This is a genomic window from Bradyrhizobium sp. 2S1 (genome assembly GCF_011516625.5).
GTDB lineage: Bacteria > Pseudomonadota > Alphaproteobacteria > Rhizobiales > Xanthobacteraceae > Bradyrhizobium > Bradyrhizobium septentrionale.
The window spans coordinates 8,761,199-8,787,022 of record NZ_CP147717.1 but is presented as its reverse complement, the minus strand read 5'-3'; the positions used below and the strand labels follow the sequence as shown (position 1 = coordinate 8,787,022).

The following is a 25,824-nucleotide window of genomic DNA, read 5'->3' as shown; positions in this document are numbered from 1 at the left end:
CTTTCTATTCTAGGACGACGACCTTCAAGAACCCCTTGAGGCGACGTGCCTGCGCTTTCTTTTCCGATACCATATAGAAGCTAGATATCTGGTATCGCCCATGCTCATCGGGGATCAATTCAATCGCGACCAAAACCATTGTCGAGAGTGTCGCAACGTATCCCCAAATCTCTATCCCACTATTGGTGTGGTCATCGCCAATGTATCTAGGATTAGCGATGACATTAGCGAGATGCGGCAAGCACTTGGGGTAGTCTACAGGGTGGCGCTGATTGGCGTGCCGTTGCGCACCTCGCGTTAAAACGACCTCGCCGGCCTCCAGCTCAGTGCCAAGGGTCTTATTGACCGCGATCACCGGCATGAGCCCGATTATCAAGTCGGGATTTTTGGGAGGACGATGTTTCGACATAGCCACGCATTGAGTATCAGCAGAATAAAACTTGCAATAGAGTGAGGCCGCCTAAGTTGGCGGCCTCTTTCAATCAAATTCCCTTGCCGTCGTCCGCAGCCGGTTCATAGTCAAAGGGCAATTGGTACTGCTCGCTGTATCTTGGCCGGAAGCGGTCCAGCTTTTCAATGAAGTCCGGATAGTCCTTGCTGATAGTCATGTAAGCGATTGCAGCGTCAAGGTGCTCACGCAGTTTTGGGTAGGCCCACGTTTCGGGTTAAGGCCTGTGAAAGCGCCCCTTTCCGTCGCCCTGATTCAGTTTTGGGGATGACCTTCTTCAATTCGGACAGCACGCCGGGTGCAAGCCGCTTGTACACGATGTCGTTCGTCAGCGTCCCGAAATACTGAGGGCGCCTAACGGAGTCGGCGCGATAGTCGAGACCGCGCAGCCTGAATAGCTGCGCGTAATATTCATCGGGAAACGTCTTGACCCAAGGCTGCAATTCCTTCGCGACGAAGGCCTCCAAAATACGGGCTAGGGCAAATTTTGTTCTGCTGTACTGAAATCCGGTAGCCTCATCAACGAGGGCAATAATGCCAACGCGGGCGAAGCCGCGTACAAGCAACTCACATTGATCCGCGATATGTATCTGCTGCGGCATCAAAGCGCCCTGCTTGCGAGCACTCAGAACGACATCGCAAATGTCAGCCAATATCGTGGCTTCAAATCCGTAGGCCGCCCGTCTACTGCCGTCCGGCAAACGAAACTTTATGGGGTTTCTGATGCGCAAAGGCAGGTCTTTGACATCAATACCCTTTTTCGCAAATGAGTCGATAAAACCGGCCATCCGCTGCTCGCCGAAAGAGCCGCCGCTGATCGACATTCCGATGCCGGTCTGAAGTCCTCGTTGAGACAGAACGCGGGTTTCGTCATCAAGTGGACAACCACGTTGCAGCCGTCGCGCTGTACGTTGCGCACTACAATCTGTGCCGCACCCATGAAGCCCTGCGCACGACGCCAGCGAAGGCGCTGGGCGTGGCGGACAAGGCGTGGTCGTCGGAAGTTCACGGTAATTAAGGGTGGCAAGCAGGGGTGAGTCACTCTGACTCACGAAAAACCCTTGCTGAATCAATGATTCTGTTACTTTGCCATCAAAGGAGAGATTCGGATGGCAGATCCAACTTACAACTTGAACGGTGGCTTCAAACCTACAATGAAAAGGTTCGCTGACCTCAGCGGGCCTGATTTTTTCCCAACGCCGCCATGGGCAACGTTCGCCCTAATCGACAATGAAAAGTTCAGCGGCGAGATTTGGGAAAGCGCATGCGGCGATGGGACTATGTCCCGCGTGCTGGAGCAGACCGCACAGCCTGTCCGCAGTTCTGACTTGTACGATCGCGGCTACGGAGAAGCAGGCTTTGACTTCCTTCAACCGAAATGGACAGCCGACAACATCGTAACAAATCCGCCATACAATTGCGCTGAGGGCTTTGTCGCAAGCGGCGTCAAGCATTCGAACCGTAAGTTCGCGCTGCTTTTGCGACTGGCTTTTTTAGAGGGCGCGAACCGAGCAAATACAATCTTCGCTAAGATACCGCCCGCCCGAGTCTGGGTCTTCAGCGAACGCATCACTTTCTATCCAAGTGGGGTCGAGCCGAAAGGCAGCGGGACAACGGCCTATGCTTGGTTTGTTTGGGACAAGGACGCGCCGGGCCAAACCGAATTGAAGTGGTTCAAGCCCGGCTACAAGGCGAAGTTTGCCTAAGCCGCGTCTTCATGGCCGGGGAGCGCAAGGCCGCCACGAATAGCGACAAGCTTGCCTTCATAGATCGCATTGCCCGGCGACGACTTGTGCGAGGTAATGTTGCGGACTTGCTGTTCCCAGAGAGCCTCCCCCGTTCGCGTCGGAGATTGCGCTAGGTCTTCGGCCGACAGCTTGAGATGGTTTGGCACCTCTTCGATGAGTTCTCTGATCGTGGCACGACCGTTCGCACTCGCGGCCAAGACCTTTTCGACGGCTTCAGCAACCTCTGCTTCAGTAACGCGGGACATATTTCCTGCCTCCATTCTGGTGGAGTCCAAAAATAGGTTCGCGCTACGGTAGCGGGAGTCCGTAATATTACTGGCCTATGACAGTGGCCCTATTTCGCATCTGCGAATGGCCGCAAAACGACAAGTCCCAGCGCCCGGGGAAGAGCGCTGGGACCTAACGGTGAAGGCGGTCGGGGGCACAACCGGGGGCTCCCTCACCCAATTGGCTAATTTTCCAGGGGATCAAACGTTCCAAATCAGTGGCCTGTTTTGAAATGGCGAGTGGCCTATTTCGGCCAGTACCCGATCTTTCGAGCTGGTGTGCGGGCCACATAAGGGTGAATTTCTGATTTTCTTCGCCGCATTTCCGCCACCAACCGACGAATTTTGGGTCTGCGCAAGCCTGGAAATTCCGAAATGAACATTCGTCCAAAGCCCAACCCTCTGAATTTTCACGCGAAAATATTGGGGTGTTTATAAGCCGCATAACCTCAAAAAAAATTAGATTTAGCGCGCGGACCGGACCATACGGGGAAATCTCGTTTTTAAAGGGGGTTTTGAAATGTCCCGCGCGGCGCACGACTTTAAACGCACAAATCTAACGAGGGCTATCTTGGCGGTCCGGAAGGCGGGCCTTCAACCAACGCAGGCGCAAATTGACAAGGACGGAAAGATCACCGTCACATGGGCGAAGGACGGTGATGCACCGGAGCCGGCCGACGCTGCGGATGATCTCTACGCTTCTATGCCGATGCCGAGGAGGTGCTGGCTAAGCTGCCGCGGCTCGGAGTGCCCATGATCCTGCGCGACCTCGGCGACGGGAACGCCCAGAGGTGGCGTTACTCCTCGTTGAATCACGTCGTGGCCCGTCTTCGTAAGAAGATCGACGGTGTGCCGTCGCACTTCACGTTGGACGCCTGCCGGCATGGCGGCATGACCGAATTGGAGGAGGCCGAGCTGACCGATGGTCAAGGCCGTGCCCTGTCGACGCATAAGACCCAGCAATCTTACGAGGGCTACGCCAAGCGCACGGCCAAGCGGATGTTGTCGGCGACGCGGAAGCGGCACGCGCACCGCCTCGCGAACGAAACAGCGACATCCGTTCAGAATGAAGCATCTGACGGTGTTCAGAATGAAAAACGGAGGCCAGAGAAAATTGCTTGAATTACAAATAGATAAGTGGCGCGCTCGGAGAGATTCGAACTCCCGACCCTCGGAATCGAAATCCGATGCTCTATCCAGCTGAGCTACGAGCGCGTTGCGGGTCGATTATCAGACTTGGGCGGTGAGGGCCAGCAGCCCCGCGCGGCCGCCAGGCGGTGTCCGCGCGTCCGGCCGGCCGTTGCCGCAAGGCCCTCAGAAGCAGGGATGGCGGCGGTGATCCTGGCCGATATAGGCGGCCGAGCTCTGGTAGCACTTGTTGCGCGAGGGGCCGTCATAATAAGCGAAAGTGCCGGCGGCCGGGCCCGGGCCGTAATTGTGCAGATAGCTGATGTGGTAGGGCAGCCCCCAATGGGCGTGGTGGTGGTGATGCCGGTGGTGGCGCGGGTGGGCCGAGGCCGCCGGGGTGAGGGCCAGGACGGCCAGGGAAACAGTCACGGTGAGGGCGGCGAAAAGCTTGGTCTTGGTCATGGGCTGCCTCCGGGCATTCACACTGGAATCGGCATTTCGGGCCGATCCGAAGCCCATTTAACCCGGAATCAGGCGAAAAGCTGCGGGGAATCAGTCACAGCGCGCCAAATTTTGCCTTTTTGCGGATGCTTAACGGATTGCCAACACAGTCCGGCCAGAGTCTTGCGGTCAGGTCCGCCCGGATCTGGCATTCCCTCGGTCTCGAACGTTCCATGCGCATCACGCTCCTTGCCGCCTTGCTGCTCCCGGTTCTGGCTGCGACGCCCGCGCGGGCCGTGCTGCACATCACGCGCGACCATGGCGGCTATGTCGAGGAGTACAAGGCCAAGTACAAGCAGATCCGCGACCGCCGCGAGCGCGTCGTCATCGACGGCATCTGCAACTCGGCCTGCACGCTGGTGTTCGGCATCGTGCCGCTGAACAACATCTGCGTCACGCCGAAGGCCAGCATCGGCTTCCACCAGGCCTATTACGACAAGGCCTTCACCTTCGGCATCAAGGTCACCAGCCTCGAGGGCACCTCCGACCTGATGTCCTACTACCCCGACGCGGTGAAGAACTGGATCCGCCGCAATGGCGGGCTCACCACCGAGATGAAGAAGATCAAGAACGGGGTCGATCTCTGGAACATCGTCGATCCCTGTCCCGAAGAGTGGTAGGCGCGGGCGCGCTAGCTCTGACCGCAAAAGCGTTTGACGTAAAATCGGCATTGCTGCTTCAACTCGTCATGCCCGGCCTTGTGCCGGGCATCCACGTCTTTCCCTCCGGCGGAGCTGGAGACGTGGACGGCCGGGACAAGCCCGGCCATGACGAGAGCGGCTCAGGTCCTGGGCCTGACGTCGCCGTCCGACACCAGCGGTACTGACAGCCTCGACTTGCCGGGCTCAGCTTCGGCGATGCGGCCGTTCGCTCATGATCCGTTCATCGGCGTGATGGGATGGTGCTCCACCAGCGAGCTCGACCGCCGGAGCGGCAGGGCCTGGCGCGCACGCACAGGAGGTTGTGATGGCAACCAGATCCAATCTTTCGAAGGCTGAACTCGCTCGCAGCGTTGCCGGCGCCGCGTCGGCGCTGGTGCTGAGCGGGCTTGTGCTGTTCGTGGCCGCCCATCATTTCAGCGGCGGCTAAAGCATGAAAAGTGCGAAGCGGTTTTCCCTCGCGACAAACGCGGAACGCGTTTGCGCGGAGATCATGGCGCGATGACGATTCAACCCAATCTCATCGCGCTTCAGGGCGCGCGGGCGCGGGCGCCACATGGTCACGCGTGACGATGAATTACGAGAGCCAAAACACCCCGATCAGCAGACCGGCCGCAAACGCCCAAAGCCCCAGTGTGCAGGCCGAGATGACCCGCACAAAATTCCGCAAGTCGACATCTTGCATTGAATCGCGGGATCGGTCGCTCAATTGCAGGCACCCCCCTGCGGTGGCCGCCTTGGCATGCCATCCTGGCATCTCCGCAGAATAGCCTGTTCCCGATCGATGCCCAAATGAAGGCAGGGAACGGTCACGCAGGATCACGCATTTGCGAGGCCCGCCGGCCCGGCCGGGCAGCTGGGATGCCTGTTCCTGGCCGTATCTCCAGGGAATTTGGGCCGTCTCGAGACGGTACCCGGGGGCAGGGAACGTCTCGCCGGCCGAGTCCTTCGGCCTGACGCCGGTGTTGCCCTTCGGCTGCGCGGCCTTTGCGGCCTCGGTCGAGGCCCAACCATTGTCCGCGATCAAGGCGCGCGCTAGAGGAGGGGCCCGGCAAGCGAGAGCCCGAGAGAACGTGTCGTTCAGGATATCTGCCACCACCCGCATCGTGATCGGATCGGCGCTTTTTGCCCTGGCGTCGAGCGCATTGCTTTATCTGTTGCCTCCGAGCCCGGTCGATCGAACGCTCCGCGGCACATTCCGTTTTTTGCAGGGACACGCCTACCTGATCCCCGTCAAGTATTTCAGCGGCGAGCTCAACGCTGCGCGACTGTATGAAGACGATCGACCTCTCGGCCCGGCCAATAGCGACCAACGGGAAATCGAGTCCAAAGGCGCCGGCCGGTTCGAACTGCACCGGGACACAACAAATTGGTTCGGCCCGGTCCTGGTGTTCTCGACAAGCGACAATACCGACCCGAATAAGAATGGAAGAAAATATCGCCTCGAGTGATGACGGCGTTTTGAGGCTGCGCGAGGCTAGAGCATGATCCGGAAAAGTGCGAAGCGGCTTTCCCTCGCGACAAACGCGGAGCGTTTGCGTGGAGATCATGCTTAGACAAAGAACTATAGCGCGATGACGATTCGACCCAATCTCATCGCGCTTTAGGGAGCGATCCAAATGCCAAGCGCGATGATCGCGATGGAGATCGCGATCACCAGCATGTCCGTCGTGAGCCAGTCGGGCATTCCGGTTGATGGCTTGTCGCTCATGTCAGCGACTCCTCTGTTCGCGTCGAGCCCGCATCTTGGAATGCCTGCCTGCGAACGCAGGTGAAGCAGTTCACACAGAAAACGGGAAAGGTGTCAACTCGAATTTTGATCACCCGCGCGCGTTGAAGTTGCGGCGCGCGATGCGGATGTCGTCTGGGTTTCTGAACATGTTCTGCAGGCAAGGTCGGCGAGAGCGAGTGAGATCAAGGATGCAGGTTGCCGAACCCGATGTTGCGCTCATGCAGGCCGGTGGCGAACTGTTGTTCGGCGCGACAAGGCGACCGACGGGCAACTCAGCAAAACCTGTCAAGCCTCGCGCGCGAAAATGTTTCGCTTTATCAGAAATGCAACTCAGTGTATGGTTTGCCCGTCTCACCCGATCGAGGGGCGCTGCGCATCGTCACGGGTGTTGCGGTGAGATGCGGTGGACGCGGATCATGCAAGCGACGAACGCATGTGAGGCGGACGGTGAAGTCGTGTGGTCCTGACGCCCTAGCGGCAGGTGTCCTCTCGCAAAACGCGTAAGCGTTTTTGCGAAAGCGGTGACAAACAAGCAAAGCGGTGACAAACAAGCCAAGTCTCGCCGGGGAGAGCACGAAGTAAGCCGTAACCCATCGCGCAGGGAAAGCCGGATTGCTCCGGTTACACCTGTGGTCCTACCCCCGAGCTTTCTACCTTTTGCTCGGGGCCCATGGGTGCGATCGGCACCCGGCTTTCCCTGCGCCCTCTGTTCAAGGAGAGGGCGGAACGAGAAGCAAAACTCGGACAAGTCATGTCGCGAGAATGCGAAGCTGTGTCCCCACCCTCACTGTCATCGCCCGGCTCGACCGGGCGATCCAGTACGCCGCGGCCTCCCGGTTCAAGCTCCGGCGTCTCTGAAATACTGGATCACCCGCATGCGCGGGTGATGACACCGTCTGCTTAAACGCGAACGCCAATGGCATCGGCGCATCGCCCCCTCCAAAAATTCGCGATTGCCGGCTGCCTTATCTTCAGGCAATGACTGTCGGCAATGAACAAGAGCTTCGAGGAAACTGCCGCTCGCCTGGCGCCGGCGATCTTTGTCGTGCTGTGGAGCACGGGATTCATTGGCACCAAATACGTCATCAACAATGCGGAGCCGCTGACCTATCTGGCGATCCGGATGGCGTTCGTTGTGGTGGTGATGGCTGTCATCGCCGCGGTCGCGCGGCCGAAATGGCCGGACCGGACGGGCGTCTACCACAGCGCGGTGGCCGGCATTCTGGTGCACGGCTTCTATCTCGGCGGCACCGCGATTGCGATCGCGCATTCGATTCCCGCCGGGCTCTCGGCTTTAATCCCGGGGCTGCAGCCGATCCTGACCTCGACCATCGCCAACCGCTGGCTTGGCGAGCGCGTCACGCCGCTGCAATGGGGCGGGCTGGTGCTCGGCCTCGCCGGCGTCGTGCTGATCCTGCACAACCGGCCGATGACAGGCGAGGCGGGGTGGGGTTGGCTCGCCTCCGGCGTCTCGTTGATCTCGATCACGCTCGGCACGCTCTATCAGCGCCGCTACTGCAACCAGATCGACTGGCGCGCCGGCAATCTGGTGCAATACGTCGCGGTGACGATCTTCTTCGGCATCGGCGCGTGGCTGTTCGAGACCAATGTCGTGCACTGGACCAGCGAGTTCGTGCTTGCGCTGGCCTGGCTGGTGTTCGCGCTGTCGATCGGCTCGATCGGGCTGTTGTACTGGCTGATCCGCCACCATGCCGCGACCTCGGTCGCGAGCCTGTTCTATCTGGTGCCGGCAGTGACCGCGCTGATGGCCTATGTGCTGTTCGGCGAGCGGCTCGATCCGGTATCGATCGCGGGCATGGCGGCCTGCGCCGCGGCGGTGCTGCTGGTCAACCGCCGCGCTTAATCCCTCACGCGAATCTTCGCGTAGGCCGCAAGCGCACGTTCGCGGCCCTGCTTGTGATCGACGATCGGCCGCGGATAGCTCTTGCCGAGGTCGACCTCGGCGCCGGCGAGCTCGATCGGCGTCGCGGTCCAGGGCTGATGGATCAGCTCGTTGGGCAATCGCGCAAGCTCCGGCACCCAGCGCCGCACATAGACGCCGTCGGGATCGAACTTCTCGCCCTGCAGGATCGGATTGAAGACGCGGAAATAGGGCGCGGCATCGGCGCCGGAGCCGGCGACCCATTGCCAGTTCGCCGGATTGGAGCCGGCATCGGCATCGACCAGCGTGTCCCAGAACCATTGTTCGCCGGCGCGCCAGTCGATCAAAAGGTGCTTCACCAGGAAGGAAGCGGCCACCATCCGCACCCGGTTGTGCATCACGCCGCTGTGCCAGAGCTCGCGCATGCCGGCATCGACGATCGGATAGCCGGTCAGGCCGAGCTGCCAGGCCTTCAGCGCGTGGGCGTCGCGCTTCCACGGAAAGGCGTCGAACTGTTGCTGCAGATTCCGCTCGGCCAGGTCGGGGACGTCGAACAGCAGGTGACGGCAGAACTCGCGCCAGCCGAGTTCGCTGAGGAATTTGTCGATACCGCCGGCCAGACGTGGGTGCTTGGCGGCGGCGAAACGGGCGGCGTGCCAGAGCTGGCGCGGGCTGATCTCGCCGAAGCGCAGATGCGGCGACAGGCGCGAGGTGCCGTCGCGGTCGGGCCGGTCGCGGTCGTCGGTGTAGCCGCGGACGCGATCGTCGAGGAACGCCTTCAGCCGCGCCTGCGCCGCGGCTTCGCCGGGCGTCCAGTTCTCGCGCAGGCCGCCGGCCCAATCGGGCCTGACAGGCTCGAGGCCCCAGTCGTCGAGGGCTTCGCTGGCAATGCCGCCGATCGATGTGAGCTTCTTCGGCGCCGGCAACGGCTTTGGCGGATCGCCAAGCCCCTGCACACGACGCCAGAATGGCGTGAAGACGCGCAGCCCCCGGTTATCCTTGTTGCGGATGGCCTTGGGTTCAACGAGCAGGTCGCCAGGGAAATTCTGCGAGTCTCTTCCGTCACTTGCCAGCGCGGACTCAACGTCGGCGGTGACAGCTTGATGCGGCGCCTGCGCGACGTCATTCCAGAACACGGCGCTTGCATTGGTTTCGCGCGTCAGCGTGGCGATCACGGACGCTGCCGGTCCGGTGCGCAGCACCAGCGTTCCGCCGATCGCCTCGAGGCCCTTGCCGAGCGCGCGCAGCGATTGCGCCAACCACCAGCGCGTCGCGCCCCCGAGGGGGCGCGCGGCTGGAGGTTTCAAGGCAGCGCTTTGTTGGTCGCGGACATAGAGGCCAACGACGGGCACGCCGCGGCCGGCGGCTTCGTGCAGGGCCGGGTGATCCGACAGCCGCAGATCGTCGCGGAACCAGACGATAACAGGCTGCGCGCGGGCCACCCGGAGGATGCGTATCTGCCGTTACTTCGGGTGCGGCACGATGCGGATATAGGGCTTCGGCTCCTTCCAGCCCTGCGGATAGATCGTCTTGGCCTCGTCGTTGGTCACCGAGCCCGCGATGATCACGTCCTCGCCCTGCTTCCAATCGGCAGGCGTGGCGACCCGATGCTTGGCGGTGAGTTGCAGCGAGTCGATGACGCGCAGGATCTCCTGGAAGTTCCGGCCGGTGGTCATCGGATAGACCAGCACCAGCTTGATCTTCTTGTCGGGGCCGATGATGAAGACGTTGCGAACCGTCTGATTGTCCGCCGGCGTGCGGGTGAGGGGATCGCCGGACGTCGAAGCCGGCAGCATCTCGTAAAGCTTGGAGACGTTGAAGTCGGTGTCGGCGATCAGCGGATAGTTCGGGGCGGCGCCCTGCGTCTCCAGGATGTCCTCGGCCCATTTGGCGTGGCGATCCGCGGGATCGACCGACAGGCCGATCAGCTTAATGCCGCGCTTGTCAAATTCCGGTTTCAGCTTGGCCAGCGCGCCGAGTTCGGTCGTGCAGACCGGGGTGAAGTCCTTCGGATGGGAGAACAGCAGGGCCCAGCTGTTGCCGATCCAGTCATGGAACTTGATCTTGCCCTCGGTGGTCTGGGCCTCGAAGTCGGGAGCGGTCGCGCCAATCGGAAGTGTCATGATCTTACCTCATCTCATTGATGTTGCAGGATAATTTGTATCTGAGGTCGTCTGTTCCAGTATAGGACGGAACAAGGCTTAAGTGAACCGGTTCATGAAAAAGGTGAGATTGTTCTCATAGCGGGGGAATTCCAAGCAACTTGTTTTGATCGATATCCCTGCGGCGAAATATCAGATGCGGCACAAAAGCTTGGAAATGCCCAGATAAAGCCGCTTATCGCCGTCATCACGCCGGCCCCGGCTGCTATAGGACTGAACCACGAAAGCTTCCAAAGCGACCAAATGGCAACCATCTAAAAATCTCGGAACGCAAGTTTCGAATCATTAACCACTCGTTTACGCCCGCATGGAAAAGCTGGCCTGAGATAGGAATTGAAAGCTCCCACAATGTCTGCCCCAAGTACCAAGACCGCTGAGGCTCTCAGCGGTGCGTTGCATCCATCCTGCCGCAAGACCGCTGCCCATGCGCTGACCATCGTGCGCGACGGCGTGATCACCGGCGAAGGCCCGACCACCAAGGGCCGTATCCATTTCTCCCGCTCACTCGACGCCGATGACGCAGCCTGGTGCGCGCGCATCCTGACGGCGGCCGCGGTCGAGCATCAGCCGGTCAGCCGGGCCGAAATCGAGGCGCTGTTTTCGATCAACGAGGCCGCCGCCGAGCGCAGCGATGACGGCAGGTTCGACGATCTGCTCGCCAAGGCGATCGCCCATCATGCCGCCTCGGAGTCGGGCCTGCCGGTGCCGCCGCGCACGGTCGCGCTGTCGCCCGACACCGAGATCGATCGCTGGGCGCCGATCCAAGGCGCCAAGATCGACACCAAGGTATTGGAATGGATCGCGGGCCAGATGCGTGGCCAGCGCCGCACCGGCCGTGCGCTGGCGGCGATGGTGGCGACGCTGGTCGGCGCCGCCGCGCTGCCGCTCGCAGCCCAGCTGCCCAACGTGTTCGACATCGGGATGATGTGATCATCCGGGATGATGCGTGCATCATCCCGAACGAACGGCATCAAGCGAGAGCGGCGGGGATTACTTCCCCGCCGTTTTCTGTTTGCCGCCGGTCTCCTCGAGCCCGAGCGTCCGCCCCGGGAACCCGGCGACGTCGAAATAGCGGGTCGAGAGCACGCGCTGGAATTTCAGCACGGTGCGCAGGCCGTTGGCCGAAGGCTTCTTCGACATCAGGGTGCCCTCGGCCATCTTAGGCACGATGCCGTTCGGCAGCGCTTCCGACATCACCCGGCCGATCAGCCCGCCATTGTTCGGCGCGCGCAGGCCGAGCAGCTGCGCTGCGGTCATGCCGACATCGGCGTTGCTGACCGGCAGCGGATCGACATAGCCCGCCTTGAAGTCGGGCCCGATCGCGGCGGTAAAGTTGAAGGTGTCGCCGCGGCTGAAGCTGCCGTGCATGCCCTGGCCCTGGCGCAGCACGGTGTCGGCGATCTGCACCGAGCAATTGGTCGGGATCGCGCAGCCGCTCGACCAGGAGCGGAAGTTGACCACGATCGACGGGTTCGGCGTCACCGCCTTGCCCTTCAGATTGAGGTTCGACATCGGCAGCGTGCCCGGGAAGTTGCCGAGCTTGTCGTCGACAAACAGGCCGCTGACATAGTCCTGCTCGAGCAGCGCCTTGATGACGCGGTCGGCGAGCTTCTTGTCGCGGTTCGGCAGATAGATCAGGTCCGAGCCGCCATTGGTAGCGATCACGACATCGGGCTTGGCCGGGTCCTGGCCGAGCACGCCGTTGCCGGCCTTCGGATGGGCATTGTCGGCGACCTTGGCGTTCTTGTCGTTGGGGTCGAACAGCGGCAGGTTCAGCGCCTTGGCGAGATCGATCGCCAAAAAGCCCATAGGCAGGAAATCCTTCGGCGTGTCGTCAAAGGCGATCTTGGCCGAGGGGCTGGTCTTGCTCTCCTTCGAGATCGTCGAGAAGCCGTGGTCGGAGGAGACCATGATGTTGGTGTTGGCGGAAAGCCCGAGCTCGTCGAGCGCCTTGCGGAGCTGGGCGAGGTTGTTGTCGGCATTCTTGATGCCGGCCATCGAGGTCGGGCCATTGATGCCGGGGGTGATGGTGTTGAGGCTGTCGCCGGTGTTGTGCTGGCTGCCGTCCGGATCGCGCGACCAGAACACCAGCACGAACGGCTTGTTGCGCGCCTTGAACATCGGCAGCACGACCTTGGTCGCGACATCGGCCATGTAGGCCTGCTGGGCGACGTTGGCGACCGTCGTGCCTGGCGTCTTGGCGTCGCCCGCCTTGGCGTTATCGCCGCGGCTCGGGGTGGCGAGCGGCAGGCCGGCCTTGGTCAGTGCCTCCTTCACCTCGTCGGAGAGCGGCACGCCGGTCTTGCCGCCGGTGGAATCGTCGACCACGATCGTGTTCTTGCCGCGATCGGTGTGGTCGAACAGCAGGGTCGGGCCGACCTTGCCGATGGCGGCGGTGCTAAAGCCCTGGCCGCGGGCCATCTTCAACAGCGTCTCCTCGTTGAGGTAGTCGCCATTGAAGTGATCGTCGACATCGGCGAGCACGGCGTCGTTCTCGATGAACGGCACCACGGTGTCGCCGGCCGGAACCGAGGTGTAGCCGGTGTAGATCGTGTTCGAGAAGGTGCCGGTGTCGCCGAGATAGTGGCCGGTCGAGAGCGCCGAACTGTTCGCCATTGTGAAGGTCGGGAACAGCGAATGCGAATTCTTGAAGTTGACGCCCTTGTCGCGGATCTCGGCCATCGTCGGTGCCGTCTCCGGCGTCACGATGCCGCCGCGCAGACCATCCGGGACGAACAGGATGAGGTTGCGGGGCTTGGCGTTCTGCGCCGCGGCGCCGCCCGCTGAAAGCGCGATCATGCTCGCGGACAGTAACGTAATGGCTCGACGCATTCTTTAATTCCCCCAAATGAAGCCCGCGGCAGCCCGCCGCCGCCTTCGTTTAGTTTTGCCATATGACAGAAATGTTACAGCGCGTGGTCAGCGCTGTAACTGCCGGATTTTTCTTGGCGGCGGCCAGTCAACCCACCGTCATTCCGCGGGCTGAATCGCGGCTCGCTCATTGCGCGCAGCACTGCCGGCATGTCCGTACCGTGCATAGAGCGCCGGCAGCACGGCAAGCGTCAACAGGGTTGCGCTGATCAGGCCGCCGATCACGACGGTGGCGAGCGGCTTCTGCACCTCGGCCCCGGTGCCGGTGGCGAAGGCCATGGGCACGAAGCCGAGCGAGGCCACCAGCGCGGTCATCACGACGGGCCGGAAGCGGGTGAGGGCGCCTTGCTCGATGGCCTCCCGCAACGGCACGCCGCGCTCGCGCAACTGCCTGACGAAGCTCAGCATCACCAGCCCGTTCAGCACCGCAACGCCTGAGAGCGCGATGAAGCCGACCGCCGCCGAGATCGAGAACGGCATGTCGCGGAGCCACAGCGCCGCGATGCCGCCGGTCAGCGCCAGCGGCACCGCGCTGAACACCAAGAGCGCATCGCGCGCCGAGCCCATCGCGGCCAGCAGCAACAGGAAGATCATCGCAAAGCAGGCCGGCACCACGACGGCAAGGCGCTGGCGCGCTGCCGCGAGATTTTCCGACTGGCCGCCCCAGGTCATCCAGTAGCCGGGCGGCAGCTTCACCGATTGCGCGACGTTTGCCTGGGCTTCCTCGACCACCGAGCCGAGATCGCGGCCGCGGACATTGGCCGTCACCACGATGCGGCGCTTGCCGTTTTCGCGGCTGATCTGGTTCGGCCCTTCGGTGAAGGAGAACTGCGCGACGCGGTTGAGCGGCAGGCTCTGCACAGGTGAGTTCGGCGTTGCCTTCGGCAACGCGACCGGCAAATTGCTCAATGCTTCCAGATCGGAGCGCACGCTCTCCGGCAATCGCACCACGATGTCGAAGCTGCGATCGCCCTCGTACACGACGCCGGCATCCTGGCCGCCGACCGCGGCACCGATCACGTCGTGCACAGCGGAGACGCTCAAACCGCGCCGGGCGATCGCCGCCTTGTCGACCTTGATCTCGAGGATGGGGAGGCCGCTCGTCTGCTCGACCTTGACGTCGGTCGCGCCGCGCACGCTCCGTAGCGCCGCCGCAACCTGGTTGGCGGCCTTCTGCATCGGCTCGAACTCGTCGCCGAACACCTTGACTGCGATATCGCCGCGCACGCCGGCGAGCAGCTCGTTGAAGCGCATCTGGATCGGCTGGGTGAATTCATAGACGTTGCCCGGCAGCCGGCCGACCGCCTTCGAGATCTCCCCGATCAATTGCTCCTTGGTCAGCGACGGATCCGGCCACTCTGCGCGCGGCTTCAGGATGATGAAGGTGTCGGATGCGTTCGGCGGCATCGGATCGCTCGCCACCTCGGCCGTTCCGGTCTTGGAGAACACGAACGATACTTGCGGAAAGCGGCTGACCGCCCTCTCGACCGAGAGCTGCATCGCCTGCGACTGCGACAGCGCCGTGCTCGGAATTCTGAGCGCGTGCATGGCGATGTTCTTCTCGTCGAGCGAGGGGATGAACTCCTGGCCGAGGCGGAAGAACCCGAACAGGGCGGTCGCGAACAGCACGACCGCTACCGCGATGATGGGGACCGGCGTTGCGATCGCTCGGTGCAACAACGGGCTGTACCAGCGCTTCAGTGCCGCAACGAGCCAGTTTTCCTTCTCCTGCACGCGGCCGCTGATGGAGATCGCAATCAACGCGGGAACCAGGGTCAGCGACAGCACGAAGGCGGCGGCGAGCGCAAGGATCACGGTCAGCGCCATCGGCTCGAACATCTTGCCTTCGACGCCGGTGAAGGTAAGCAGCGGTACATAGACCAGCAGAATGATGGCCTGGCCGTAGAGGCTCGGCTGGACCATTTCGACCGCGGAGGCATGCACCGTCGCCAGCCGCTCGTCGCGCGTCAGCACGCGGCCGAGCGCGTGCTGCTTCTCGGCGAGGTGACGCAGGCTGTTCTCGGTGATGATGACGGCACCGTCGACGATCAGGCCGAAATCGAGTGCACCAAGGCTCATCAGATTGGCGCTGATGCGCCCCTGCCACATGCCGATGGCCGTCATCAGCATCGCGATCGGGATCACCAGCGCGGTGATCAGCGCCGCCCGGAAATTGCCGAGCAGCATGAACAACACCGCGATCACGAGCAGCGCGCCTTCGGAGAGGTTGCGTGCCACGGTGCCGATGGTCGCATCGACCAGCTGGGTGCGATCGAGTACCGTCTTGACCTCGATACCCACCGGCAAGGATGGGGTGATTGTGCGCAGTTTGGCGTCGACCGCGGCCGATACGGTGCGGCTGTTGGCGCCGATCAGCATCAGCGCGGTGCCGACCACGACCTCGCGGCCGTTCTCGCTGGCGCTGCCGGTGCGCGTCTCGCCGCCGATCGAAAGCGTCGCGAGGTCGCGGATCCGGACCGGGACGCCGCCGCGGGTGGTGACGACGACGGCGCCCAGTTCCTCGATGGTCTCGAGGCGGCCGCCGGAGCGGACCACGATGCCTTCGCCGTTGCGCTCGATATAGCGCGCGCCGCGGCTGACATTGTTGCTCTCGATCGCCTTGGCGACGTCGGCAAAGGTGAGGCCGAGCGCGATCAGCTTCGCCGCGTCGGGATGGACCTGATACTGCTTGAGGTATCCGCCGATCGAATCGACGCCGGCGACACCCGGCACCATCTTGATCTGCGGCTTGATGATCCAGTCCTGCACCGTGCGCAGATAGGCGTCCTTCTCGACATCGCTTTGCAGCATCTGGCCATCGGCCGTGAGGAAGCGGCCGTCGCTTTGCAGGCCCGGCGCGCCGTCGGTCTGCACAGGTTGTCCGGAGAAATGCACAGTCCACATGTAGATTTCGCCAAGGCCGGTCGAGGTCGGGCCGATCCGCGGCTCGATGCCTTGCGGCAGGCGCGCGCGGACTTCGGTCAGGCGCTCGCCGACCTGCTGGCGGGCGAAATAGATGTCGGTCGCCTCGCTGAACACCGCCGTGATCTGCGAGAAGCCGTTGCGGGAGAGCGAGCGCGTGCTCTCGAGCCCCGGCGCGCCCGCCAGCGCGGTTTCGATCGGGAAGGTGATCTGCTTCTCGATTTCCGCCGGCGACAGCGCTGGTGCGACGGTGTTGATCTGGACCTGCTTGTTGGTGATGTCGGGCACCGCGTCGATCGGCAGCCTGGTCAGCGCAAGGCCACCGAGGAACGTCGCGATCGCGGCGAGAGTGACGACGACCCAGCGCCGCTGGATCGCAAGGCCGATGATGCGCTCAATCATGGCCGTGCTCCGCCTCGTCCTTCTCGATTTCGGCCTTCAGCGTGAAGGTGTTCTGCACGGCGATGGTTTCGCCCGCAGCGAGGCCGGCGACGATCTCGATATCGTCGTCGTCTTCACGGCCGGTCCGCACGGACCTCGCCTCGAAGCCGTCGGCATCGCGCACGAACACGGTCGGCGTCCCCTTGATGGTCTGGATCGCCTTCTTCGGGACGATCACGGTCGATGGCGCGCCCGACAGCGGGACCTCCGCGGTGACGAACGTGCCTGGTTTCCAGCGGTGATCCTTGTTGGGCATGGTCGCGATCACGCGGGCGTTGCGGGTCTCGCGGTCGAGCAGGGGGCTGACGAAGATCACGCCGGCGCTGGCTTCATCCTCGGTGCCGATGGCGCGGATCTTCACCGAGACGCCTTCGCGGACTGCGTTGATGTCTTCGGGCGAAACCGCCAGATCGACCCAGATGTCGTCGAGATTGACGATGACGTAGAGCTCGCTTTCCTGCCCCTCGCGCCCGATCAGTCCGCCGAGGTCGACGCGCCGTTCGGAAACCCGGCCGCTGATCGGCGCGCGCAGGAACTGGGTCCGCAGGCTCTCCGGGGGCTGGTTGGGCAGGTCGGCGATCTCGCTTTCCGACAGACCCAGCGCAAACAGCTTCTGGCGCGCGCCGTCGAGCTTGATCTGGGCGTCGTTTGCGGTCAGCCGTGTGCGCAGGAACTCGTTCTCCGACACGATCCGGGTCTCGACCAGCGTCTTCTGCCTCGCATAGAGGGTCTGCTGCAGATCGTTGGTGAGCCGCGCGGCGAGGTATTCGCTCTTGGCGTCGGCCACCTCGCGACTTTCGATTGCAGCGACGATCTCGCCCTTCTCGACGACATCGCCGAGACGCTTGCGCAGTTCCGTGACCGTCGCGAGCACACGCACCGAGACGCGCCCGATATGGTCGGCATCGGGGATCACCGATCCCGGCGCGAGGAAATGCCGCTTCAGCATGCCGCCACCGGCTTGCGCGAAGGTGATGCCGGCGTCGCGAATCTGGTCTTCGCTCAGCTCGATATGTCCGGGAGCCTCATGGCTCGCCTCGGTCTTCGTGTGTGTGGCCGCAGTCTGCCGCGTCGTCGCCGGGAACTTGACCGGCCAGCCGATCCATCCGGCCGCCACAACGACCAGTGCGATGCCGGCGGCGACGCCAGCGAAAAATACAACAACCCGTTTCATATGCGCCTCTCCGCAGCGCATGCCGGTGGCCCTGCGCTGTCGCGACATCGATTTGTGCGGAAGCGTGCCCGCTGCCTGATGGCGGCGGCGCACGGCCGGTCATGTCGACCGGATCAGGCGCGGGGTGGTTTGAATGGAGAGAGGCGGTCGGCCGATGCGGGCTGGCGGATGCTGCTGTCGCCATAGCTATTCGGTGCATAGGCGATGGGGAACGCCGTCTCCTGCGGAGCCACCGAGGCGACGTGCGTCAGGCAGTGGTCGCCGTGCAGTGAAGCCGGATGCGCGGGAGCCTTGCCGCCGGTGTCGTTGATCGACTGTGCGATCGGGAAGCCGGGAGCTGCATCGTCATCGCCGTCGAAGGTCCAGCCGTGGAAGAACGACAGCACCAGCGCAAGCGAAATCAGTCCCGCAAGCAGGCTGCGCCAGCGGCGCGTTTCCGTTGCGTGAGAGGAAGACTGAATCATGGTGCGCGAAGCGGCCATGAGCCCTCATTAGCGCTGTGACTGCGCGCATTCAAGTTCGAACCCGCGACAGATTGGCCGTGGATACTATAACGTTACACGCTATCTGCGGTTCGGCGCATCAGCCAGCGGCGCGCCGCGACGATAGCCCAGATCGCTTCGACCAGGCCGAACGGCCAGGCGCCCTGCAGGAAGCCGTAGGCCGAGCCGAGCGTGCAGGAGACCGCGAAGGCCAGGATGAACCAGGGGCTGCGATCTTCGGCCGCATAGCAGACGAGCATCATGGTCACGGCGAACAATCCGAACAGCGTGAGCGCATCCATCGCGCAGGTGAACCCCGTTACATCGATGTTGATATCTGAACATGCCTGGGGTGGAATATCCATCCAGCGTCGCCGCCCGGAAGGACTGCCCCATGAAGCGCATGCATGTTCACGTCGCCGTCAAGGACATTTCGCAATCGATCGGCTTCTACTCGGCGCTGTTCGGGGCCGAGCCTACGGTCGTGAAGTCAGACTATGCCAAATGGATGCTCGACGATCCCCGCGTCAACTTCGCGATCTCGAGCCGCGGCCGCGAGCCGGGCCTCGATCACCTCGGCATTCAGGTGGAGAGCGCGGAAGAACTCGGCGAGGTCTATGGACGGCTGCGCAAGGCAGGCGGCGAGGTCATCGAGCAGGGTCAGACAGTGTGCTGCTATGCCAAGTCGGAGAAGTCGTGGATCGACGATCCCGCCGGGATCGCTTGGGAGACGTTCCATACGACGGGCGAGAGCATCGTCTATGGCGACGGCACCGGCGAGCGAACCGCGCGCGTCGCTCACGAGAAGCCGGGCGAGACACAAGGCGCGTGCTGCGCGCCGCAGCCCCAGATCGTGCCTTCTGAGGCATCGAACTGCTGCCGTTCCTGAACAGAACAATTCGCGTCCATGAATTGCGTCGACGCGTTCGTTGGTCATGGGCAATTCCGTCGGGCCATCGGATGGGACTTCGGAGCCCACTGCAATCGGCGGTGGTGGACTCGGCCTGCTGCCTATCGCCGCTTGAGTGCGGCGGTAGATTCTAGCCGATCTCTGCATGAAGACGGTCTGCGGCACCTCGCGGGCACTGACGCACCACGCTACCGCTGTAAGCAAAGGCTTAATGCCTGCTACATAATATCCCGCGGTCAACTGCCCCCCGCGCTAACCGCCGGTCAACCATGCGGCTTCTGCCACTCAAGGATCCCGAGCGGTCCTGGCGTCACATCAAGGCACAATGGAAGAAGGACGCTGAAGGCGTCGGTGAGGATTTTGTCACCATCGGAGGCATCACCGCTTTCGAGGCGCTGGCGTCGAGGGAGGGCGACAGCCAGGGGCTGTATCACCTGAGCGACGGCGAGCGCGTCCATGCGGTCTGCCAGGTCAGACGTCTCTTGATGAGCAAGTATACCGGGCCGGCGCTCAGCGCGCGGTTCGTCAACGTGTCTCCGATCTATGATCTCGGCCTCACCGATTCCGGCAGTTACGGGCAGATGCTTGTGGCGCTGTTCTCGGGTGTCGTCTGGCTGTCGAGGGATGCGCTGTCGGCCACCCATATCCGGTTTCTTCTGAAGAGCCCGGGCGATTCGCAATTCTTCGCTGCGCTCAAGGTCGCGACGCCATATTCACCGTTCTCGAAATTCACCATCGAGGGGGCGCTGATCGAGTGCAGCCTGAAGGAGGCCGGCGCGGCGTCCGGAGCTGTCTCCTGACGGTGGATCGCTTCTGGTCCGCATTCGTCTTAACCGTCCGATAACTGATTTTCCTAACCGCCCCTTGGGTTGTGTTCCCCTACAAGGGCAGCCGCAAGGGGCGGAAAATGTCGGTTGTCTCCACGAACAGCGCGATGCCGGAATACCGGCGGCTGTCGATCAAAGGTGTGTCGCGCGCCACAAGGATGGGCGCCATCCAGTGGCTCGTGTTGAGTGCCGCGCTGCTGGTGCTCGCGATCACGCTTGGCACCGGCTATCTGGCGCTGCAGTTTCGCGAGCGTGCGCTCGAGATGTCCGAACGCGAGCTCAACAACACCGCGCTGTTGCTGTCGCGGCATTTCGACCAGCAGCTTGTCGATCTCCAGCACGTCCACGACGACGTCGTGAATTATTTGCGGGCCGAGCAGGTCGAGACCGCCGATCAGTTCGAAAAGAGCATGTCCCTGCTGAGCGCGCACGAAATGCTGCGCACGCGGCTGGCGACACTGCCGCATGTCGGCGGGCTCAATCTGTTCAATGCCAAGGGATGGCTGATCAACTCGTCCGAGATGTGGCCGGTGCCCGACATCAGCGTCGCGGACCGGCGCTATTTCCAGGAGTTCACCTCGGGACGGCCCACGTCGCCCGTGATCGTCGAACCGGCGATGAGCAAGGTGACCGGCAACTGGACCACGATCTTTGCGCGCAAGATCACCGGGCGCAATGGCGAGATCATCGGCTTCGCGAGCCGCGGCGTCGAGCCGAGCCATTTCGAGGATTTCGTGGCCTCGCTGGCGCTGAACGGCGACACCGTGATCTCGATCATCCACCGCGACGGTACCATCATCGCGCGCTATCCGCAGGATGCCAGCGTGGTCGGTCGCAACATCGCCGATCAGCCGGCGTTCCGGAAGGTCATCAGTCTTGGCGGCAATCTGTCGGGACGCTTCGTCGGCGCGTCGGGCGACGAAAATGTCGGGGCCGTGAAGTCACTGTCGCACTTTCCGATCCTGATCCTCGCCACCACGCGAACCTCGAGCGCGCTGGAGGACTGGCGTGCCCAGACCAAGCTGCAGTTCTGCGCTGCGGTGCTGGCGGTGCTGATTGTCATCATGACGATCTTCCTGATCGTGCGGCAGCTGCGGCGGCAGCACGACGCGGCGCAGCGCCGGCTGTCCGAGCAGAGCCAGCAGCTCGACACCGCCATCAACACCATGACGCAGGGCCTGCTGTTGTTCGATGACTCGGCGCGGCTCGTGATCTGCAATCAGCAATATATCGACATGTTCGGCCTCTCGCCCGACATCGCCAAGCCGGGATGCCATCTGCGCGACCTGATCCTGCATCGCCAGGCGACCGGCTCTTTCGTCGGCGATGTCGATGCGTACTGCGCGCGCTTCATCAACCCGGACAGCGACAAAGTCCAGGACGCTGTGATCACGATCCCGGACGGCCGCAGCATCCATCTGATCTACAAGCGCTCGCCCGACGGCGGCTGGGCCACCACGCTCGAGGACGTCACCGAAGGGCGGCGCGCGCAGGCGCGCATCGAATATCTCGCGCATTACGATGCCCTGACCAATCTGCCGAACCGGACGCTGCTGCAGCGCCACGCGGAAGGGCTGCTGCTCGGGCCGACGGCGCGCGAGTTCGCGATTCTTTATATCGATATCGACGCGTTCAAGCGGATCAACGACACGCTGGGTCATCTGATCGGCGACGAATTCCTCCGGCGCGTTGCCGAAAAGCTGCGCCAATCGGTCGGCCCGGACGACTTCATCGCGCGGCTCGGCGGCGACGAATTCGCCATCGTCCAGCGCGACATTGTCTCGGATGACGACGTCAGCGACCTGGTTGCGCGCGTCTATCAGTCGCTGCGCACGCCGTTCGACTGTCTTGGCCATCGGCTGTCGAGCGATGCCAGCATCGGCATCGCGATCGCACCACGCCACGGCTCCGACCTGTTCGACTTGCTCAAATGCGCCGATCTGGCGATGTACGCCGCCAAGGCGGCCGGTCGCAGGACCTATCGGTTCTTCGACCCGGCGATGGAGAAGCACGCCAATCTGCGCCGGGCGCTGGAGGCGGACTTGCGAACCGCGCTGGCGGACGGCGGCTTCGAGCTGCACTATCAGCCGCTGGTCGATTTGCGCAGCGACGAGGTGACCGGCTGCGAGGCGCTGCTGCGCTGGCGGCACCCGGTGCGCGGCATGATCTCGCCGGCCGAGTTCATGCCCCTTGCCGAGGAAACCGGCCTGATCGAGGAGATCGGGCAGTGGGTGCTGCGCACTGCCTGCACCGAGGCGGCGGCCTGGCCCGCGCATGTTCGGCTCGCGGTCAACGTGTCCCCCGTCCAATTCAAGTCGGAGACGCTGGCGCTGAAGGTCGCGAGCGCGCTCGCCGAGAGCGGGCTCGACCCGCGCAGGCTTGAGCTCGAGATCACCGAGGCGGTGCTGATCGCCGACGATGATGCGGCGCTGGTCACGCTCGGCCAGCTCCGCGCGCTCGGCGTCCACATCGCGCTCGACGATTTCGGCACCGGATACTCGTCGCTGCAGTACCTGCAGCGCTTCCCGTTCGACAAGATCAAGATCGACCGCAGCTTCGTCAAGGAAGTCACCCGCAACAGCGGCTCGGCCTCGATCATCCGCGCGGTGGTCTCGATCGCCGCCGACCGCAACATGATCACGACCGCCGAGGGCGTCGAGACCGACCAGCAGCGCGACACGGTGCAGATGCTCGGCTGCACGCAGATGCAAGGCTATTTGTTCAGTAGGCCGGTTCCGGCGCAGGACGTCCGGATGCTGCTCGCGGCCGATGCGGTCGAGGACGCAGCCTGAGGGGCCGCCTGACCGTCATCTCCCCCCAATTTTGACGGGAACTGTTTTGCCGGAACCGCGTTCCCTTGCAGGGCTCGACCGGCAGGCGATCAATGAAAACCGCAGCTACGTCCGCGGCGATGCTGCTGTTTGCCTCGTCCATGGCAAACGCAGAGAGTGGCCTTGCGTCCTATTATCACGGCATCGGCAGGAGCGGCGAGATGACCTGTGCGCATCGCAAGCGCCGTTCGGCAGCATGGTCACGGTGTCCTATGGCGGGAAATCGATCCGGTGCCGCGTCAATGATCGCGGCCCGTTCATTCGCGGACGGATCATCGACGTTTCGACCACGGCGGCCCGCGCGCTTGGCATCCTTCAGCTCGGCGTCGCGCATGTGGTGATCGAATAGTTCGCGACCGAAGGCGGGATCAGGGCTTGGAAGCCCGCTGCTCGGCGATCGCCTTCCTGAGCGTGCGCGACAGCGCCTCGACCGAATAGGGTTTCTGGATCAGCTCGAAGCCGCTGTGCGCGTTCTCGGCGAGCACGTTGCTGTAGCCGCTGGTCAGCACCACCGGCAGGCCGGGAAAGCGATGGCGGATCACGCCTGCGAGCTCGACGCCGTTCATGCCGGGCATGATCACGTCGGAGAACACGAGGTCGGCGGCGAACTCGTTCTCCGACAGGATCGCGAGCGCTGCGTTGGCATTGGCGGCGCGCTTGACCGAATAGCCGAGATCCTCGAGCAGCTCGGTGGAGAATTGGCCGACATCATCATTGTCCTCCACCACGAGAACGCGATAGCCGCGGCCGATCGAGGTCTGCTCGGTGCCCGCGCTGGCTGCGACCTTGGTGTCGGCCGGGCGCATCGCCTGCGGCAGATAGATGGTGAAGGTCGCGCCGTGCCCGGGCGTAGAGGTGACTTCGATGTCGCCGTCGGATTGCTTGACGAAGCCGAAGGCCTGGCTCAATCCGAGGCCCGTTCCCTTGCCGACCTCCTTGGTCGTGAAGAACGGTTCGAAGATCGCGTCGAGGTTTTCCGGCGAGATGCCGGTGCCGGTATCCTGGATCGAGACCGTCACGAAATCGCCGCTGCGCGAGGCCTGGCCGCGCAGGGCAGGGATGCTCCTGGCCTTCCTGACGCGGATCGTCATCAGGCCTTCGCCGTTCATCGCGTCGCGGCCGTTGACCGCAAGATTGATCAACGCGGTCTCGAACTGGCCGATATCGGCGATCGCAAAGCAGTCGGGGTCGTCGATCCTGATCTCGATGTGGATCCGTCCGCCGACCAGCGGGCGGATCAGCTGGGTCACGCTGTCGACCTGGGTGCCGACATTGAACACTTCGGGATTGAGCGGCTGCCGGCGCGCAAACGCCAACAGCTGGGCGGTCAGCTTGGAGGCCCGCTCCACGGTCTCGGCGATCGCGTCGATGTAGCGGCGACGCCGCTCATCCGGCAGCTCGCGGCGGCGCAGGAAGTCGGTCGCCGAACGAATGATGGTGAGCAGATTGTTGAAGTCGTGCGCGACGCCGCCGGTGAGCTGGCCGACGGCCTCCATCTTCTGCGACTGCCGCAGCGCCTCCTCGCCGCGGCGCCGCTCGGTGATGTCGACGGCCTCCGGCACCGCGCCGACGATCGTGCCGTGCTGGTCCTGCAGCGGCCGCATCGCGAAATCGAAATAGCGCTCGCCCGCCGGCAGGCGCAGTAGCAGCTCGATCTTGACCTCCTCGCCGCGCATTGCGGTCGCGAAGGCATTCTGGATCAGGCGCGGCATGCCGTCGGTCGCGGCGAACCACGGCGTGTCCCAGAACGGCTTGCCGACGACATCGGCGGCATCGGTGCCGATGCCGGCGAGCGCAGTCTGGTTGGTGTAGAGCAGGACGCCATCCCGGTTCAGCAGCATCTGGTATTGATGGCTGGTTTCCAGGATCGCGCGGGTCTGGGCTTCGCGGGATTCGAGCTGCGCGGTGCGCTCGAGGATGCGCCGCTCCAGCGACTCGTTGAGCTTGCGCAGCTCGATCTCGGCTTCCTTGGCGGCCGTGATGTCGTGGGCGACGCCGATGAAGCCGATATGCTTGCCGGTCGGGTCCCAGCGCGGCTGCGACTCCGAACGCAGCCAGCGCCAATCGCCGGCCGCATTGCGGTAGCGCGCCTCGAGCACGAACGGCTTGAGCGAGAGCTCACCGGTGATCTGCTCCTGCAGGATATTCGGCAGATCATCCGGATGCAGCGCCTTGCGCCAGTCGAACACGACCGCTTCCTCGAATGGCAGGCCGAGGAAATCGAGATAGGCCTGGTTGGCGAAGGAGCGGGTGCGGTCGAGCTTGGTCACCCAGATCGGCACCGGCGCGCTGTCGGCGATCAGGCGGAAGCGTTCCTCGCTCTCGCGCAGGGTCTCTTGCGCCAGCATCTGGTCGGTGACGTCTAGATCGGCGCCGACCAGCCGCAACGCTCGTCCGCTGCGGTCGCGCTCGATCTTGGCGACGACGCGGATCCAGCGGCTCTCGCCGTCGTTCGGGCGGATGATGCGGTATTCGGCCGTGTAGTCCTCGCCGCCGGCCTTGAGCACGCCGAACAGATGCTGGATGGTGCGTTCGCGGTCCTCGGGATGAATGCGCGCGACCCAGTTCTCATAGGTCTCGTTGACCTCTTCGGGCGGCAGCCCGTGCACCAGGAGATATTCGGGAGAGCGGCGGTTGCGCACGCCGTCGCGGAAATCGATCTCGAGCCCGCCGACCCGCGCGATGCGCTGAATCCGCGCCAGCTCGGCCTCGCGCTCCTGGAGCTCGCGATGGGCGCGATCGCGTTCGCGCGCGATCTCCTCAAGGTGCTGCCGCAGCCGTTCGGCTGCCGCAGTTTCGGGGAGCACATCAGCGGGATCGGGTGGGGTCATACGCGCCGG

The 25,824-nt window shown here is 63.2% G+C and carries 25 protein-coding genes and 1 tRNA gene; 12 read left to right on the top strand and 14 right to left on the bottom strand.

Annotation, left to right across the window (positions count from 1 at the left end; all coding sequences use genetic code 11):
• Positions 1-4: 4 nt before the first annotated feature.
• From HAP54_RS41700 to HAP54_RS41690, 3 genes are all read right to left on the bottom strand, one after another.
• The gene (locus HAP54_RS41700; RefSeq protein WP_166306962.1) at positions 5-361 is read right to left on the bottom strand and encodes a PBECR2 nuclease fold domain-containing protein; all 357 of its coding nucleotides are present in this window, start codon (positions 359-361) and stop codon (positions 5-7) included.
• Between the two features lie 121 nt (positions 362-482).
• A complete protein-coding gene (locus HAP54_RS41695; protein ID WP_283843147.1) occupies positions 483-608 on the bottom strand; it encodes a hypothetical protein in 126 nt (41 codons plus the stop codon).
• Positions 609-633: 25 nt separating this feature from the next.
• Complete coding sequence (locus tag HAP54_RS41690; RefSeq protein WP_166297065.1) at positions 634-1,272, bottom strand: P63C domain-containing protein; 639 nt, start codon at positions 1,270-1,272, stop codon at positions 634-636.
• A 53-nt stretch (positions 1,273-1,325) separates the two neighbouring features.
• Between HAP54_RS41690 and HAP54_RS41685 the strand changes: the two genes are divergently transcribed.
• The gene (locus HAP54_RS41685) at positions 1,326-1,466 is read left to right on the top strand and encodes a hypothetical protein (protein WP_224741554.1); all 141 of its coding nucleotides are present in this window, start codon (positions 1,326-1,328) and stop codon (positions 1,464-1,466) included.
• 91 nt (positions 1,467-1,557) lie between these two features.
• Complete coding sequence (locus HAP54_RS41680; protein ID WP_166297063.1) at positions 1,558-2,154, top strand: hypothetical protein; 597 nt, start codon at positions 1,558-1,560, stop codon at positions 2,152-2,154.
• Here HAP54_RS41680 and HAP54_RS41675 read toward each other — a convergent pair.
• On the bottom strand, positions 2,151-2,441 hold the full coding sequence (locus tag HAP54_RS41675) for a hypothetical protein (RefSeq protein WP_166297061.1): 291 nt from the start codon (positions 2,439-2,441) through the stop codon (positions 2,151-2,153). The genes HAP54_RS41680 and HAP54_RS41675 overlap by 4 nt on opposite strands.
• 774 nt (positions 2,442-3,215) lie before the next feature.
• Between HAP54_RS41675 and HAP54_RS41670 the strand changes: the two genes are divergently transcribed.
• Positions 3,216-3,584, top strand: a complete 369-nt coding sequence (locus HAP54_RS41670; protein ID WP_166297059.1) for a hypothetical protein — start codon at positions 3,216-3,218, stop codon at positions 3,582-3,584.
• A 16-nt stretch (positions 3,585-3,600) separates the two neighbouring features.
• On the opposite strand, the gene HAP54_RS41665 is transcribed toward HAP54_RS41670, so the two are convergent.
• Together HAP54_RS41665 and HAP54_RS41660 are read right to left on the bottom strand one after the other, a co-directional pair.
• Positions 3,601-3,677: transfer RNA gene (locus HAP54_RS41665), tRNA-Arg, on the bottom strand.
• A gap of 99 nt (positions 3,678-3,776) precedes the next feature.
• Positions 3,777-4,052 (bottom strand): hypothetical protein, encoded by a 276-nt coding sequence (locus tag HAP54_RS41660; RefSeq protein WP_166297057.1) that lies wholly within the window; start codon positions 4,050-4,052, stop codon positions 3,777-3,779.
• A 212-nt stretch (positions 4,053-4,264) separates the two neighbouring features.
• Between HAP54_RS41660 and HAP54_RS41655 the strand changes: the two genes are divergently transcribed.
• From HAP54_RS41655 to HAP54_RS41640, 4 genes are all read left to right on the top strand, one after another.
• Positions 4,265-4,711 (top strand): hypothetical protein, encoded by a 447-nt coding sequence (locus HAP54_RS41655; protein ID WP_166297055.1) that lies wholly within the window; start codon positions 4,265-4,267, stop codon positions 4,709-4,711.
• 346 nt (positions 4,712-5,057) lie between these two features.
• Positions 5,058-5,180 carry a hypothetical protein gene (locus tag HAP54_RS41650; RefSeq protein ID WP_283843148.1) on the top strand — a complete coding sequence of 41 codons (123 nt, stop codon included), beginning with the start codon at positions 5,058-5,060 and terminating at the stop codon, positions 5,178-5,180.
• Between the two features lie 583 nt (positions 5,181-5,763).
• Entirely contained in the window at positions 5,764-6,201 is a 438-nt protein-coding gene (locus tag HAP54_RS41645) for a hypothetical protein (protein ID WP_248114368.1), read from the top strand.
• A gap of 1,272 nt (positions 6,202-7,473) precedes the next feature.
• A complete protein-coding gene (locus HAP54_RS41640; RefSeq protein ID WP_166297053.1) occupies positions 7,474-8,346 on the top strand; it encodes a DMT family transporter in 873 nt (290 codons plus the stop codon).
• Here HAP54_RS41640 and HAP54_RS41635 read toward each other — a convergent pair.
• A complete protein-coding gene (locus HAP54_RS41635; RefSeq protein WP_176422112.1) occupies positions 8,343-9,806 on the bottom strand; it encodes a cryptochrome/photolyase family protein in 1,464 nt (487 codons plus the stop codon). The two genes, HAP54_RS41640 and HAP54_RS41635, sit on opposite strands and share 4 nt — an antisense overlap.
• A 21-nt stretch (positions 9,807-9,827) precedes the next feature.
• Positions 9,828-10,487, bottom strand: coding sequence for a peroxiredoxin (locus tag HAP54_RS41630; RefSeq protein ID WP_166297051.1), 660 nt, complete (start codon positions 10,485-10,487; stop codon positions 9,828-9,830).
• Between the two features lie 387 nt (positions 10,488-10,874).
• Between HAP54_RS41630 and HAP54_RS41625 the strand changes: the two genes are divergently transcribed.
• On the top strand, positions 10,875-11,456 hold the full coding sequence (locus tag HAP54_RS41625) for a hypothetical protein (protein WP_166297049.1): 582 nt from the start codon (positions 10,875-10,877) through the stop codon (positions 11,454-11,456).
• 60 nt (positions 11,457-11,516) lie between these two features.
• Here HAP54_RS41625 and HAP54_RS41620 read toward each other — a convergent pair whose 3' ends face one another.
• The 5 genes from HAP54_RS41620 to HAP54_RS41600 form a co-directional block, all read right to left on the bottom strand.
• Complete coding sequence (locus HAP54_RS41620) at positions 11,517-13,358, bottom strand: alkaline phosphatase family protein (protein WP_166297047.1); 1,842 nt, start codon at positions 13,356-13,358, stop codon at positions 11,517-11,519.
• 138 nt (positions 13,359-13,496) lie between these two features.
• Positions 13,497-16,721, bottom strand: a complete 3,225-nt coding sequence (locus HAP54_RS41615) for an efflux RND transporter permease subunit (RefSeq protein ID WP_166297045.1) — start codon at positions 16,719-16,721, stop codon at positions 13,497-13,499.
• A complete protein-coding gene (locus tag HAP54_RS41610; protein ID WP_166297043.1) occupies positions 16,714-17,934 on the bottom strand; it encodes an efflux RND transporter periplasmic adaptor subunit in 1,221 nt (406 codons plus the stop codon). The genes HAP54_RS41615 and HAP54_RS41610 overlap by 8 nt, the downstream gene beginning before the upstream one ends.
• A gap of 113 nt (positions 17,935-18,047) precedes the next feature.
• Positions 18,048-18,416, bottom strand: a complete 369-nt coding sequence (locus HAP54_RS41605; RefSeq protein WP_166297042.1) for a hypothetical protein — start codon at positions 18,414-18,416, stop codon at positions 18,048-18,050.
• Positions 18,417-18,490: 74 nt separating this feature from the next.
• Positions 18,491-18,718 (bottom strand): hypothetical protein, encoded by a 228-nt coding sequence (locus HAP54_RS41600; protein WP_166306953.1) that lies wholly within the window; start codon positions 18,716-18,718, stop codon positions 18,491-18,493.
• 92 nt (positions 18,719-18,810) lie between these two features.
• Between HAP54_RS41600 and HAP54_RS41595 the strand changes: the two genes are divergently transcribed.
• The 4 genes from HAP54_RS41595 (at position 18,811) to HAP54_RS41580 (ending at position 23,333) form a co-directional block, all read left to right on the top strand.
• Positions 18,811-19,305, top strand: a complete 495-nt coding sequence (locus HAP54_RS41595) for an ArsI/CadI family heavy metal resistance metalloenzyme (RefSeq protein WP_166297040.1) — start codon at positions 18,811-18,813, stop codon at positions 19,303-19,305.
• Positions 19,306-19,595: 290 nt separating this feature from the next.
• Positions 19,596-20,126 (top strand): hypothetical protein, encoded by a 531-nt coding sequence (locus HAP54_RS41590; RefSeq protein WP_166297038.1) that lies wholly within the window; start codon positions 19,596-19,598, stop codon positions 20,124-20,126.
• A 107-nt stretch (positions 20,127-20,233) separates the two neighbouring features.
• Complete coding sequence (locus HAP54_RS41585) at positions 20,234-22,945, top strand: bifunctional diguanylate cyclase/phosphodiesterase (protein ID WP_166297036.1); 2,712 nt, start codon at positions 20,234-20,236, stop codon at positions 22,943-22,945.
• Between the two features lie 46 nt (positions 22,946-22,991).
• Positions 22,992-23,333 (top strand): septal ring lytic transglycosylase RlpA family protein, encoded by a 342-nt coding sequence (locus tag HAP54_RS41580; RefSeq protein ID WP_312022780.1) that lies wholly within the window; start codon positions 22,992-22,994, stop codon positions 23,331-23,333.
• Positions 23,334-23,352: 19 nt separating this feature from the next.
• On the opposite strand, the gene HAP54_RS41575 is transcribed toward HAP54_RS41580, so the two are convergent.
• Positions 23,353-25,815 (bottom strand): hybrid sensor histidine kinase/response regulator, encoded by a 2,463-nt coding sequence (locus HAP54_RS41575; protein WP_166297034.1) that lies wholly within the window; start codon positions 25,813-25,815, stop codon positions 23,353-23,355.
• Between the last annotated feature and the right edge of the window lie 9 nt (positions 25,816-25,824).

Excerpts from the sequence above, each read along its gene's own strand:
- HAP54_RS41690 (WP_166297065.1), bottom strand. The coding sequence starts at position 1,272 with ATGTCGATCAGCGGCGGCTCTTTCGGCGAGCAGCGGATGGCCGGTTTT.
- HAP54_RS41590 (WP_166297038.1), top strand. The coding sequence starts at position 19,596 with ATGCGGCTTCTGCCACTCAAGGATCCCGAGCGGTCCTGGCGTCACATC.
- HAP54_RS41660 (WP_166297057.1), bottom strand. The coding sequence starts at position 4,052 with ATGACCAAGACCAAGCTTTTCGCCGCCCTCACCGTGACTGTTTCCCTG.
- HAP54_RS41700 (WP_166306962.1), bottom strand. The coding sequence starts at position 361 with ATGCCGGTGATCGCGGTCAATAAGACCCTTGGCACTGAGCTGGAGGCC.
- HAP54_RS41680 (WP_166297063.1), top strand. The coding sequence starts at position 1,558 with ATGGCAGATCCAACTTACAACTTGAACGGTGGCTTCAAACCTACAATG.
- HAP54_RS41610 (WP_166297043.1), bottom strand. The coding sequence starts at position 17,934 with ATGAAACGGGTTGTTGTATTTTTCGCTGGCGTCGCCGCCGGCATCGCA.
- HAP54_RS41695 (WP_283843147.1), bottom strand. The coding sequence starts at position 608 with ATGACTATCAGCAAGGACTATCCGGACTTCATTGAAAAGCTGGACCGC.
- HAP54_RS41625 (WP_166297049.1), top strand. The coding sequence starts at position 10,875 with ATGTCTGCCCCAAGTACCAAGACCGCTGAGGCTCTCAGCGGTGCGTTG.
- HAP54_RS41670 (WP_166297059.1), top strand. The coding sequence starts at position 3,216 with ATGATCCTGCGCGACCTCGGCGACGGGAACGCCCAGAGGTGGCGTTAC.
- HAP54_RS41595 (WP_166297040.1), top strand. The coding sequence starts at position 18,811 with ATGAAGCGCATGCATGTTCACGTCGCCGTCAAGGACATTTCGCAATCG.
- HAP54_RS41640 (WP_166297053.1), top strand. The coding sequence starts at position 7,474 with ATGAACAAGAGCTTCGAGGAAACTGCCGCTCGCCTGGCGCCGGCGATC.
- HAP54_RS41655 (WP_166297055.1), top strand. The coding sequence starts at position 4,265 with ATGCGCATCACGCTCCTTGCCGCCTTGCTGCTCCCGGTTCTGGCTGCG.
- HAP54_RS41615 (WP_166297045.1), bottom strand. The coding sequence starts at position 16,721 with ATGATTGAGCGCATCATCGGCCTTGCGATCCAGCGGCGCTGGGTCGTC.
- HAP54_RS41585 (WP_166297036.1), top strand. The coding sequence starts at position 20,234 with ATGTCGGTTGTCTCCACGAACAGCGCGATGCCGGAATACCGGCGGCTG.
- HAP54_RS41605 (WP_166297042.1), bottom strand. The coding sequence starts at position 18,416 with ATGGCCGCTTCGCGCACCATGATTCAGTCTTCCTCTCACGCAACGGAA.
- HAP54_RS41620 (WP_166297047.1), bottom strand. The coding sequence starts at position 13,358 with ATGCGTCGAGCCATTACGTTACTGTCCGCGAGCATGATCGCGCTTTCA.
- HAP54_RS41600 (WP_166306953.1), bottom strand. The coding sequence starts at position 18,718 with ATGGATGCGCTCACGCTGTTCGGATTGTTCGCCGTGACCATGATGCTC.
- HAP54_RS41675 (WP_166297061.1), bottom strand. The coding sequence starts at position 2,441 with ATGTCCCGCGTTACTGAAGCAGAGGTTGCTGAAGCCGTCGAAAAGGTC.
- HAP54_RS41630 (WP_166297051.1), bottom strand. The coding sequence starts at position 10,487 with ATGACACTTCCGATTGGCGCGACCGCTCCCGACTTCGAGGCCCAGACC.
- HAP54_RS41650 (WP_283843148.1), top strand. The coding sequence starts at position 5,058 with ATGGCAACCAGATCCAATCTTTCGAAGGCTGAACTCGCTCGCAGCGTT.
- HAP54_RS41575 (WP_166297034.1), bottom strand. The coding sequence starts at position 25,815 with ATGACCCCACCCGATCCCGCTGATGTGCTCCCCGAAACTGCGGCAGCC.